Source organism: Streptomyces melanosporofaciens (genome assembly GCF_900105695.1).
Lineage (GTDB): Bacteria > Actinomycetota > Actinomycetes > Streptomycetales > Streptomycetaceae > Streptomyces > Streptomyces antimycoticus.
In genome coordinates this window covers 5,367,191-5,378,116 of record NZ_FNST01000002.1, presented here as the reverse complement: position 1 = coordinate 5,378,116, position 10,926 = coordinate 5,367,191, and the positions used below count along the sequence as shown (strand labels likewise).

The following is a 10,926-nucleotide window of genomic DNA, read 5'->3' as shown; positions in this document are numbered from 1 at the left end:
GGTCGGGGCTGATCGCCAACAGCCTTTTCACTCCGCGTCCGCAACCGGAAATGATCGTTGCCCTTCCCTGTCCAGTTCGTTCCCGTCGCTTCTGCGATCACCTCCGACCGCCTCCCCCCATCACCGATCATCACGGGAACTTTCCCGCTATGTCGTACGTCACCAGGTTCATCTCCCGGCCGTCGCGCGCGGACGGGAGAGCGGGCCGCCAGTACGGATACGGTGGGGACAGGTGCCACCGCGGCCGACTCCCGTCGTCCCCGGGCACCGGCATCGGGGTCCCGCCCCGCTGTCGCCCCGTAGGTCCTGGAAGGAAGATGTGAGCAGGGTGTTTGCGCAGGTCGGCACGGTCATCTGGAGTGCGGGGTAAGACGCATGCATATCGTGATCATGGGCTGTGGCCGGGTGGGCGCGGCCCTCGCCCAGACCCTGGAGCAACAGGGGCACACGGTCGCGGTCGTCGACCAGGACCCCACCGCCTTCCGCCGCCTGGGTGCGGGCTTCGGCGGGCGCCGGGTGACCGGCGTCGGCTTCGACCAGGACACCCTGCGCGAGGCGGGCATCGAAGAGGCCGGGGCCTTCGCCGCGGTGAGCAGCGGCGACAACTCCAACATCATCGCGGCCCGGGTGGCCCGCGAGATGTTCGGGGTGGAGAACGTGGCGGCCCGTATCTACGACCCCCGCCGCGCCGAGGTCTACCAGCGCCTCGGCATCCCGACGGTGGCCACGGTGCGCTGGACCGCCGACCAGATGCTGCGGCGGCTGCTGCCGTCCGGCGCGGAGCCGCATTGGCGGGACCCCAGCGGCGGGGTGCAGCTGGCCGAGGTGCACATCTCCCCCTCGTGGGTGGGCCACAAGGTCAGCGTGCTCCAGGAGGAGACCGGAGTGCGGGTCGCGTTCCTCACCCGGCTCGGCGAGGCGGTGCTGCCGACCTCCGGGACGGTGCTGCAGGAGGGCGACCTGGTGCATGTGATGATGCGCACCGACGAGGTGGAGAAGGTCGAGGCAGCCTTCGAAAAGGGGCCTGAGGAGGCGAACCGATGAGGGTTGCCATTGCCGGGGCGGGCGCCGTGGGGCGTTCCATCGCGAGCGAGCTGCTGGAGAACGGGCACGAGGTGCTCCTCATCGACAAGGCGCCGACCGCCATCTCGGTGGAGCGGGTGCCGCAGGCCGAGTGGCTGCTGGCCGACGCGTGCGAGATCACCTCGCTGGACGAGGCGGCGCTGCAGCGCTGCAACGTGGTCATCGCGGCCACCGGTGACGACAAGGTCAACCTGGTCGTCTCGCTGCTCGCCAAGACCGAGTACGGGGTGCCCCGGGTGGTCGCCCGGGTCAACAACCCCAAGAACGAGTGGCTGTTCAACGAGGCGTGGGGCGTCGATGTCGCCGTCTCCACCCCGCGTCTGATGTCGGCGCTGGTCGAGGAGGCGGTGAGCGTCGGCGATCTGGTGCGGCTGCTCCGCTTCAGCCACGGCGACGCCAACCTGGTGGAGCTGACGCTGCCGCCGGAGGCGGCGCTGGTGGGCACCCGGGTCGGCGATGTGGAGTGGCCGGAGGACACCACGCTGGTCACCATCATCCGCGGCACCCGCGTGCTGACCCCGAACAAGGACGATGTGCTGGAGGCCGGTGACGAGCTGCTGTTCGTCGCGGCACAGGCGCGCGAGGAGCAGCTCGAGCAGCTGCTGTCCGTCCAGCGCCAGGACGCCACGGGCTAGGACGAACGCCACGGGCACAGACCGCGGCCCGGACTCCCCGCAGCGGGAGTCCGGGCCGCGGTCTGTGTGGCCTCAGTGCCGGGGCGGCTGCCGGTCGGCCGATTCGGTACGGGCCTCGGACACGATCTGGTCGGTCCACTCCGAGAGCAGCGGATCGGCGACCTTGCCGGCGCTGTCGGCCTGGGACTTCCGCTCCCGCTCGGCCTTCTCCTGGGCCTCCATCTCCGCGATCACGTCGATCGGCGGCGGGGCCTTGGCCAGGAAGATCCAGGTCAGATAGACACAGAGCAGGAACGGCGGAATGCCGAGCGCGACCTTGACCCAGCCGAGCTGGGTGGCGTCCCCCCACCAGTAGAGCGGGAACAGCACCGCCGACTTGGCCAGCAGAATCAGCCCCCACGCCCAGGTGGAGCGGGTGTAGGCACGGAACCGGCCGGGGTTACGGGTGCGCCAGGAGAGGTTCTCCTTCAGCATCGGCCCGAGCAACACCCCGATCAGCGGGAAGCGGAAGATCGCCGAGAGGATGTAGGCGATCGCCAGACCCAGGGTGTAGAGCATGCCCGGCAGATAGAAGTTCTTCGCGTCACCGGACATCATCGCGAAGATCGCGCCGAACGCGACCCCGAAGACCCCGCTGAAGGCGTGCTTCAGGGTCTCCTTGCGCACCAGCCGGGTGAGCGCCAGCAGCACGGTGAGGCCGAGCGCGGCGATCGCGGCGAGATGGATGTCGCGGTTGATCGTGTACAGCAGGACGAAGACCAGACCGGGGACGGTGGTGTCCACCATGCCCCGCACCCCGCCGAACGCCTCCAGGAGCGCGGTGTCCGCCGCCGCCCTGCTGTCGGCGGCGGCGCTTCGGTGCCCGGTCGGGGTCGTCTTGTCGTCTGGCGTCACCGGCTACTCCTGTCCGAGCGGTCGGAGTTCGTACTTCGGATTGAACAGCACCCGGCGCCCATGGCTCATGGAGATCCGGCCCGAGGCGATCAGCTTGCGCCCCGGTTCTATCCCGATGATGGAGCGACGGCCCAGCCACACCACGTCCAGCGCGGCGGTGCCGTCGAAGAGCTCCGCCTCCAGCGCGGGAACTCCGGCCCGCGGTCTGAGCGTCACCGTGCGCAGCGTGCCCGTCACCTTGACGATCTGACGGTCGCCGCAGTCGCCGATCTTGGTGCAGCCCGCGGCCTCCGCGTCCTGCTGGAGCTCGGCGGAGTGCAGCTCCTCCTGGGAGCTCGACAGCCGGTCCAGCATCCGCCGGAACCGGCCGACCGGTTTGCCGGACCTGTCTCCCCTGGCGGCCCCGTCGGAGGGGTGGGGTACGGAACTCATACGGCCAGCGTACCGGTGCGCCGGGGCCGAAACGGCGTCCCCGCACTGATCGCCCGCCCCGCTCATCGCTCGAACCGGTAGCCCATCCCCGGCTCGGTCACGAAGTGGCGCGGATGCGAGGGGTCGACCTCCAGCTTGCGGCGCAGCTGCGCCATATAGACCCGCAGGTAGTTGCTCTCGGTGCCGTACGAGGGGCCCCAGACCTCCTGCAGCAGCTGCTTCTGGCTGACCAGGCGACCGGCATTGCGCACCAGGACCTCCAGCAGATGCCATTCGGTGGGGGTCAGCCGCACATCGCGGCCGTCGCGATGGGCCTTCTTGGCGGCCAGGTCGACGGTGAACGCATCGGTCTCCACCACCACCGAGTCGTCCGGCTGCCCGGCGGGCTCCGCACGGCGGACGGCCGCGCGCAGCCGGGCGAGGAGCTCGTCCATGCCGAACGGCTTGGTGACGTAGTCGTCCGCCCCCGCGTCCAGGGCCTCGACCTTCTCGTCCGAGGTCTGACGGGCGGAGAGCACCAGGATCGGCACCCGGGTCCAGCCCCGGAGCCCCTTGATCACCTCCACCCCGTCCATATCGGGCAGGCCGAGGTCGAGCACGATCACATCGGGATGCCGGGCGGCGGCGAGCCGGAGCGCGGTGGCGCCGTCCCCGGCGGCGTCGACCTCGTACTTGCGCGCCTTCAGGTTGATCACGAGGGCGCGTACGATCTGCGGCTCGTCGTCGACCACAAGCACCCGGTTCATGTGGCGGGCCTGCCTTTCCGTGTCGTTGTGCCTGACGTGGAGCCGACCTGGACCGGGAGGCCGGGGTCGACCGGCGGGCGGCCGGCGGCGACACGCAGCGTGAGCACCATGGTCATACCGCCGCCTGGGGTGTCCTCGGCGGTCAGCCGGCCGCCCATGGCCTCGGCGAAGCCGCGGGCGACGGCCAGCCCGAGGCCGACCCCGGCGCCGCGCGGGGCGTCCCCGTAGCGCTGGAAGGGCTCGAAGATGCGGTCCTTCTCGCTGTCCGGCACGCCCGGGCCGCCGTCGGCCACCCGCAGCTCCACACGGTCGCCGAGGGCGCTCGCGGAGACCAGCACGGGGCGGTCCGGCGGGCTGTACTTCACCGCGTTCTCCACGATGTTGGCGACGCCGCGCTCCAGCAGCCCGGGGTCGACCGCGACCATCGGCAACTCCTCGGGGATGTCGAGGGCGACCTTGGCCATCGGGACACCGACGAGCGCCATCGGCACCACCTCGTCCAGGTCGATCTCCCGGATCAGCGGGGTGACGGTGCCGGTCTGCAGCCGGGACATGTCCAGGAGGTTGCCCACCAGGTGATCCAGCCGGTCGGCGCCGTCCTCGATGCCCTCCAGCAGCTCCGCCTCGTCCTCCTCCGACCAGGCGACGTCATCGGAGCGCAGGGAGCTCACGGCCGCCTTGATGGCCGCGAGCGGGGTGCGCAGATCGTGGCTGACGGCGGCGAGCAGCGCGGTGCGGATGCGGTTCCCCTCGGCCAGCTCACGGGCCTGCCCGGCCTGCTGGGCCAGCCGCTGCCGGTCCAGGACGACGGCGGCCTGGGCCGCGAAGGCGGCGAGCACCCGGCGGTCCTCGGCGGGCAGGACCCGGCCGGAGAGCGCGAGCGCCATATGGTCGCCGACCGGCATGTCCACCTCCGCGTCCTCGGGCCGTTCGGGCGCCGGGGTGCCGTCGTGGCTGCCGACGCTGCCCGCGCAGGTCCAGGGGGCGACATCGCTCTCCCGCTCCAGCAGCGCCACCGAGTCCATGGCGAACGTCTCGCGGACCCGCTCCAGCAGCGCCTCCAGGCTGGTCTCGCCGCGCAGCACGCTGCCCGCGAGGAACGACAGTATCTCGGACTCGGCGCGCAGCCGGGCGGCCTGATGGGTGCGGCGGGCGGCGAGATCGACCACCGAGGCCACACAGACGGCGACCGCCACGAAGATCGCTATGGCGACGATGTTCTCGGGGTCGGCGATGGTCAGGGTGTGGGTGGGCGGGGTGAAGTAGTAGTTGAGCAGCAGCGATCCGACGGCCGCCGAGGCGAGGGCGGGCACCATGCCGCCCAGCAGGGCGGCCAGCACATTGAGGAACAGGAAGAGCAGCACCTCGTTGGCGAAGCCGGGCCCGGCCTCGGAGGCGAGGGTGGCGCCGGTGCCGGTGAGCAGCAGCGTGAGCAGGGCCGGTCCGGCCACCCCGACCACCCAGCCCGCGATCAGCCGGGAGCGGCCGAGCCGGGCACCGCGCGCGACCGGCAGCCCGCGGCCCTTGGCGACCTCGTCATGGGTGACGATGTGGACGTCCAGGTCGGGCCCGGAGTCACGGGCGACGGTGGCGCCCACCCCGGGTCCGAAGATGTACTGCCAGGTCTTGCGGCGGCTGGAGCCGAGCACGATCTGGGTCGCGTTGACACCGCGGGCGAACTCCAGCAGCGCCCCCGGGATGTCCTCCCCTATGACGTGGTGGAAGGTGCCCCCGAGGTCCTCCACGAGGGTGCGCTGGACCGCCAGCTCCTTGGGGGAGGCCGAGGTCAGGCCGTCGCTGCGGGCGATGTAGACGGCGAGGATCTCGCTGCCGGAGCCCTTGGCCGCCATCCGGGCGGCCCGGCGGATCAGCGTCCGGCCCTCCGGGCCGCCGGTCAGCCCCACCACGATGCGCTCACGCGCCTGCCAGGTGGAGCGGATGGAGTGCTCGTCGCGGTACTGCTGGAGGTATTCGTCGACCCGGTCGGCGGTCCACAGCAGGGCCAGCTCGCGCAGCGCGGTCAGGTTCCCGGGCCGGAAGTAGTTCGACAGCGCGGCGTCGACCTTGTCGGGCGCGTAGATGTTGCCGTGGGCCATACGGCGGCGCAGCGCCTGGGGCGACATGTCGACCAGCTCGATCTGGTCGGCCCGGCGCACCACCTCGTCCGGGAGGGTCTCCCGCTGGCGCACCCCCGTGATCGACTCCACCACGTCCCCCAGCGACTCCAGATGCTGGATGTTGACCGTGGAGACCACGTCGATGCCCGCGCGCAGCAGCTCCTCGACGTCCTGCCAGCGCTTTTCGTTGCGGGAGCCGGGGACGTTGGTGTGGGCGAGCTCGTCGACGAGCGCGATGGCGGGGCGGCGCGCCAGCACCGCGTCCACGTCCATCTCGGTGAAGGCGCTCCCCCGGTACTCCAGCTCCCGGCGGGGCACCTCCTCGAGCCCGTGCATCATCACCTGGGTACGGCGACGGCCGTGGTGCTCCACGAAGCCGACCACGAGGTCCGCGCCCCGCTCGACCCGGCGATGCCCCTCGGACAGCATCGCGTACGTCTTGCCGACGCCCGGTGCCGCGCCGAGGTAGATCCGCAACTTTCCGCGTCCCATACCCCTATTTTCCCTGTTGGACGGCGCCTGAGCTCATGGCGAGCTTCCAGAGGGCGATGCGTGTAGAGCAAACCCCGTCCCCGGCCCGGCCGCCCGTTCCTTGACGGCTCCCTTACGGCCGTCGGCGCCGTCTTGACGGGGCTTTGACGCCCGGCCGCCCCACCCCGGGCGAACCCCATGCGAAAAGCCGGTGGGCCGTACTCCGCAGAGAAGAGTACGGCCCACCGGCAGACGCTCACCTCGGGCCGGGCCTTACGCCGTCGGCTCAGCCGGATGTGAGCGAGCAGCCCGCCAGGGCGTCGAGACCGGAGGGGGCGGTCGAGCCCTGGCGGGAGAAGGAGAGTTCGATGCGGTCGATCGTCGAGGCCCGCTTGTCCTTCAGCGGGCCCAGGATGGCGTTCTGCACGAAGTTGGGGCCGCCCTCGCCCTGGCTCGTGCCGAGCCGCTTGTTGGCCTCCGCCAACTGGGTGTCCAGCAGGGCGATATTGCGGTCCACCTCGGCCTGGGCGGCGGCCGGCACACCGCTGATCTTGGAGGCGACATCCGGGCAGCTGATCGTCTGGGCGGAGCCCTCGTCGGCACCGGAGCCCGCTTCGGCCCCGCCGCCCTGCTCGGCCCCGCCGCCCTGCTCGGCCCCGCCGCCCTGCTCGGCTCCTGCGCCAGCGGACTCGGAGGCGGCGGCGGTCGGGGTCGCGCCGCTGTCCGCCTCGCCGCCCGCGCCGGTGCCCGCTCCCGCCTCGCCGCCCGAGAGGGTGCACTCGGCGAGCGCGTCCAGCCCCGTCGGCTTCTCGGCGCGCCGTCCGATGGAGATCGCGATGCGGTCCAGGGTGGACTTCCGCTTGTCCGCCAGCGGACCGAGGATGGCGTTCTGCACGAAGTTGGGGCCACCCTCGCCCTGGCTGGTGCCGAGCCGCTTGGTGGCCTCCGCTATCTGCGTGTCCAGCAGGGCGAGGTTGCGGTCCACCTCGGCCTGGGCCTCCGCCGGGATCTCCGGGAGGGAACCGGCGACGGCGGGGCAGCTGATGGTCTGGGCGGCCTTGGTCGACGCATTGGCGTCGCCGCTGCCGTCGTCCTGACCGGCCATGGCGGCTCCCACCACGACGGCCGCACAGGTGATACCGCCGATCGCGCCGGAGACGAGGATTCTCCGGCGGTGCAGTAACGGAAGGCCACGCGACATCTGATCACTCACCTCGTTGAGGTCGGACAGGGGGTGTGTCTCGCGACGCGCCCTCTCCCCCTCGGAGCGTCACAAGGTCTCGCGCCCATGAGTACGGCCGGTGCGGCGGGTGTGTTCACCGTGTCGCGCGAAATCCCCGAAGCGACCTTCCGAAAGACGCCGAAGGGGCCCGGGGGCCTGCCCCGGGCCCCTTCGGGCCCTGTCCTCTGCCGTGCGCGACGGCGGCTCAGCGGACCTCGGAGATCTCCGGGCCGCGCTGGAGCCGGTCGGCGCCGCCCGCGAACCGCGAGCCCTGCGCCTCGTCCTGCTGCACCCCGTCGGGCACCATCTGGGCGTCGTCCGGCAGCTTGAGGACGATCGGGTCGCGCGGGGCCATCGGGCCCTCGCCACGCACCACGACCGTGTCCCGGAAGATCGCCTCCAGGAGGCTGCCGGTCTCGGGCTGCACCGCGCCCTGCCCGGAGATCACCCCGCGCAGGAACCAGCGGGGCCCGTCCACGCCGACGAAGCGGACCACCTGCACGCCGTTCTTGCCGTCCGGGAGCTGCACCGGAACCTGGGCGCGAAGCTCCCAGCCGAGCGGGCCCTCGACCTCGTCGACGACCCCGCCCTGCTGGGTGATGCCGGTGGCGATCTCGTCGCGCACCTCGCCCCAGATGCCTTCCTTCTTGGGCGCTGCGAAGCCCTGGAGCTGCACGGCGCTGTCCCGCAGCACCACGGTCGCGGCGACGATCGCGTCCCCCGCGACCTCCACCCGCAGCTCCATGCCCTCGACGCCGGGTACGAACAGACCACCGAGGTCCACCCGGCCCTCGCCGGGCTCACGCACCTCGGATACGTCCCAGGGGCCCTCGGGGCGCGGGGCCGGAGGCAGGCTCACCCGGCCGGCCTCCACGGGTGCGGCGGTGTCCTCAGCGCCGTCCGCGTCCTCCGCGTCCTCGGCCAACTCGTCGGAGGTCACGTCGAGCGACTCGACGTCCTCCTTGCTGCGCTTGCGGCGACGTCCGAACACGTCATCGTCCTTCCCGGTCGGAACCGACCGAAGCGTATCCATTCCCACCCGTTGTGCCGTCCACGGCGGCATGACCGCCGGTGGACCCGAAGCCCCCTTCGGCCCGCGCCGACCCGGGAAGCTCCGCCACCTCCTGGAAGCGCACCTTCTCGACCTGCTGGACGACCAATTGGGCGATCCGGTCGAAGCGCTCGAACCGCACGCTCTCGCGCGGGTCCAGATTGACCACGATCACCTTGATCTCTCCACGGTACCCGGCATCGATGGTCCCCGGGGCATTCACCATGGCTACGCCGCAGCGCGCGGCAAGTCCGGACCGTGGATGCACGAAGGCGGCATACCCCTCCGGGAGCGCGATAGACACTCCGGTGGGCAGAACCGCGCGCTCCCCCGGAGCCAGCTCGGCCGCCTCGGTGGTGACCAGGTCGGCCCCCGCGTCGCCGGGGTGGGCGTACCCGGGGATGGGCACCTCGGGGTCCACCCTGCGGATCGGCACGTCGACGGGCAGCGGACTCATGGGTTCACCTCGAAAGCGCGCGCGACCTTCACCTGATCCGGATCGGCGAGCGCCGCGTCGATCTCCTCCGCCCGGCCGTTCTCGATGAAGTGGTCGACCCGCACCTCTATGAAGAGGGCCTGTGCCCGCACCGCGACGGGGCCGTCCGGAGCGCCGAGCCGTCCCGTGGCCGAGCAGTAGACCTTCCGGCCGTGCACGGCGGTCACCCGTGCCTCCAGATGCAGCTCGGTGCCGACCGGCACGGGCCGTACGAAGTCGGTCTCCAGCCGCCCGGTCACCGTGATCGCCCGCTGCAGCCAGTTGAGCGCCCCGAGCGTCTCGTCCAGCGCCGCGGCCAGCACCCCGCCGTGGGCCAGGCCCGGCGCGCCCTGATGGCCGCTGCGCACCGTGAACTCGGCGGCGACACTCACGCCCTCGCCCGCCCGTGCGATCAGCCCCAGGCCCCCCGGCTGATCGCCACAGCCGAAGCACTGGTCGTAGTGCACGCCGAGGGGCTTCCCGGGCGCGGGCGCGTCGGGGTGGCGCACGGGTGCCGTGGCACCCTCCGGCGGCGTCAGCCCTGTCGTTCGTCCAGTCACAACGGCTGACCTTACCCGCGAGAACAGTCCGGTTCGGCGGCCATGCCAAGCTGATACGCATGCAGCCTTACGAAGAACGCCTCAGCGCGCCCCGTTCCTGGTGGTTCATCGCCGTTCTGATCGGGGTCTCCGTGGGGTTGATCATGCTGCCGTTCGGCACTCTGCCGATGCTCGGCGGGCTGATCGGCGGTGCGGCGCTGGCCTGTGTCGCGGTGAGTTCGTACGGGTCGGCCCGGGTGCGCGTGGTGGCGGACTCACTGGTGGCCGGTGAGGCGCGGATCCCGGTGTCGGCCCTGGGGACCCCGCAGGTGCTGGACGCCGCCGAGGCGGCCGCCTGGCGGACCTACAAGGCCGATCCGCGGGCGTTCATGCTGCTGCGCAGCTACATCCCGACCGCGCTGCGGGTGGAGGTCACCGATCCGGAGGACCCGACACCGTACGTGTATGTGTCCACCCGGAATCCGGAGGCGCTGGCCGCCGCGCTCACGGCCGTGCAACCCGCCTGAGCGGGGCGCGCGAGGGGCTCATCTCTCCAGGGGCAGCGGGAGGTTCCAGGGGATCTGCTCGGCCCGCAGATCCTTGCGGACCTTGCGCGCGAGTTTCTTGGTGTCGCGCCGGTTCATCGCGGCTCCGACGGCCGCGCCGATCATGAAGGGCGTCAGGACCGGCATGTTCCGGAAGCTGCGCTTGAGGACCTGCTGCCGCAGCTCGCGCTTCATCTGGACGCCCAGGGCCGCGTTGACGCTCGCCGGCTGGGTGACGTCGATACCGCGCTCCTCCGCCCAGCAGCCGAGATACGCGATGGCGCGCTGACGCACCGTGCCGGGCGCCCGCACGCCGTAGACCTCGTGCAGCTCGGCGATCAGCTTGAACTCTATGGAGGCCACGCCGACGATCTCGGCGGCCAGCTCGGTGGGCATGGCGGGCGGGGTCGGCAGCATCGCCGCGGCACCGACGCCCGCGCCCACTGTGGCGGTGCCGCCCGCGGCACCGGCCACCAGTTTGTCCGCGAGCTCTTCCGGGCCGAGCCCCGGGAACTGCTCGCGCAGCGTTTTGAGATCGCGGACCGGGATGCGTGGAGCATTGGCGATGATCCGGTCGGCGACCGCGTGGACCCCCGCTCTCGCGCGCTCACCGCCTCTTCGCACACCGCGGCCGAGGTTGGTCGCGAGCGAGGCCATCCGGCCTCGCTCGGCCTCGTCCACGTCGTCGTGCTCCGCCTCCACGCCGACCCCGCGGC

Annotated in this window: 12 protein-coding genes; 3 read left to right on the top strand and 9 right to left on the bottom strand. The window is 71.7% G+C overall.

Annotation, left to right across the window (positions count from 1 at the left end; translation table 11 throughout):
• The first annotated feature begins 375 nt into the window (after window positions 1-375).
• Complete coding sequence (locus BLV72_RS26100) at window positions 376-1,044, top strand: potassium channel family protein (protein ID WP_093465226.1); 669 nt, start codon at window positions 376-378, stop codon at window positions 1,042-1,044.
• Complete coding sequence (locus BLV72_RS26095) at window positions 1,041-1,718, top strand: potassium channel family protein (protein ID WP_059141661.1); 678 nt, start codon at window positions 1,041-1,043, stop codon at window positions 1,716-1,718. The genes BLV72_RS26100 and BLV72_RS26095 overlap by 4 nt, the downstream gene beginning before the upstream one ends.
• Window positions 1,719-1,790: 72 nt before the next feature.
• On the opposite strand, the gene BLV72_RS26090 is transcribed toward BLV72_RS26095, so the two are convergent.
• The 8 genes from BLV72_RS26090 to BLV72_RS26055 all read right to left on the bottom strand — a co-directional run bounded on the left by BLV72_RS26090 (window position 1,791) and on the right by BLV72_RS26055 (window position 9,686).
• On the bottom strand, window positions 1,791-2,612 hold the full coding sequence (locus BLV72_RS26090) for a DUF3159 domain-containing protein (RefSeq protein ID WP_093465225.1): 822 nt from the start codon (window positions 2,610-2,612) through the stop codon (window positions 1,791-1,793).
• Between the two features lie 3 nt (window positions 2,613-2,615).
• Window positions 2,616-3,044, bottom strand: coding sequence for an OB-fold nucleic acid binding domain-containing protein (locus tag BLV72_RS26085; RefSeq protein ID WP_079059087.1), 429 nt, complete (start codon window positions 3,042-3,044; stop codon window positions 2,616-2,618).
• A 62-nt stretch (window positions 3,045-3,106) separates the two neighbouring features.
• Complete coding sequence (locus BLV72_RS26080; RefSeq protein WP_093465223.1) at window positions 3,107-3,790, bottom strand: response regulator; 684 nt, start codon at window positions 3,788-3,790, stop codon at window positions 3,107-3,109.
• A complete protein-coding gene (locus BLV72_RS26075) occupies window positions 3,787-6,399 on the bottom strand; it encodes a sensor histidine kinase (RefSeq protein ID WP_093465222.1) in 2,613 nt (870 codons plus the stop codon). The genes BLV72_RS26080 and BLV72_RS26075 overlap by 4 nt, the downstream gene beginning before the upstream one ends.
• A 265-nt stretch (window positions 6,400-6,664) precedes the next feature.
• Window positions 6,665-7,579: a hypothetical protein gene (locus BLV72_RS26070; protein WP_093465220.1), complete on the bottom strand. Its 915-nt coding sequence runs from the start codon at window positions 7,577-7,579 to the stop codon at window positions 6,665-6,667.
• 226 nt (window positions 7,580-7,805) lie between these two features.
• On the bottom strand, window positions 7,806-8,591 hold the full coding sequence (locus BLV72_RS26065; protein WP_093465219.1) for a DUF3710 domain-containing protein: 786 nt from the start codon (window positions 8,589-8,591) through the stop codon (window positions 7,806-7,808).
• A 1-nt stretch (window position 8,592) separates the two neighbouring features.
• Entirely contained in the window at window positions 8,593-9,108 is a 516-nt protein-coding gene (dut, locus tag BLV72_RS26060; RefSeq protein ID WP_093465217.1) for a dUTP diphosphatase, read from the bottom strand.
• A complete protein-coding gene (locus BLV72_RS26055; RefSeq protein ID WP_093465216.1) occupies window positions 9,105-9,686 on the bottom strand; it encodes a PaaI family thioesterase in 582 nt (193 codons plus the stop codon). Before BLV72_RS26055 ends, dut begins: the two co-directional genes overlap by 4 nt.
• 59 nt (window positions 9,687-9,745) lie before the next feature.
• Here BLV72_RS26055 and BLV72_RS26050 point away from each other — a divergent pair, with 59 nt between their 5' ends.
• Window positions 9,746-10,192 carry a DUF3093 domain-containing protein gene (locus BLV72_RS26050; protein WP_093465214.1) on the top strand — a complete coding sequence of 149 codons (447 nt, stop codon included), beginning with the start codon at window positions 9,746-9,748 and terminating at the stop codon, window positions 10,190-10,192.
• An 18-nt stretch (window positions 10,193-10,210) separates the two neighbouring features.
• Here the strand turns inward: BLV72_RS26050 and BLV72_RS26045 are convergent, their stop codons facing one another.
• Window positions 10,211-10,912 carry a hypothetical protein gene (locus tag BLV72_RS26045; RefSeq protein WP_093465213.1) on the bottom strand — a complete coding sequence of 234 codons (702 nt, stop codon included), beginning with the start codon at window positions 10,910-10,912 and terminating at the stop codon, window positions 10,211-10,213.
• Window positions 10,913-10,926: the final 14 nt, after the last annotated feature.

What these genes read in the sequence shown, in the direction of transcription:
- dut (WP_093465217.1), bottom strand. Translation starts at nt 9,108, where the DNA reads ATGAGTCCGCTGCCCGTCGACGTGCCGATCCGCAGGGTGGACCCCGAG.
- BLV72_RS26085 (WP_079059087.1), bottom strand. Translation starts at nt 3,044, where the DNA reads ATGAGTTCCGTACCCCACCCCTCCGACGGGGCCGCCAGGGGAGACAGG.
- BLV72_RS26095 (WP_059141661.1), top strand. Translation starts at nt 1,041, where the DNA reads ATGAGGGTTGCCATTGCCGGGGCGGGCGCCGTGGGGCGTTCCATCGCG.
- BLV72_RS26080 (WP_093465223.1), bottom strand. Translation starts at nt 3,790, where the DNA reads ATGAACCGGGTGCTTGTGGTCGACGACGAGCCGCAGATCGTACGCGCC.
- BLV72_RS26075 (WP_093465222.1), bottom strand. Translation starts at nt 6,399, where the DNA reads ATGGGACGCGGAAAGTTGCGGATCTACCTCGGCGCGGCACCGGGCGTC.
- BLV72_RS26100 (WP_093465226.1), top strand. Translation starts at nt 376, where the DNA reads ATGCATATCGTGATCATGGGCTGTGGCCGGGTGGGCGCGGCCCTCGCC.
- BLV72_RS26050 (WP_093465214.1), top strand. Translation starts at nt 9,746, where the DNA reads ATGCAGCCTTACGAAGAACGCCTCAGCGCGCCCCGTTCCTGGTGGTTC.
- BLV72_RS26070 (WP_093465220.1), bottom strand. Translation starts at nt 7,579, where the DNA reads ATGTCGCGTGGCCTTCCGTTACTGCACCGCCGGAGAATCCTCGTCTCC.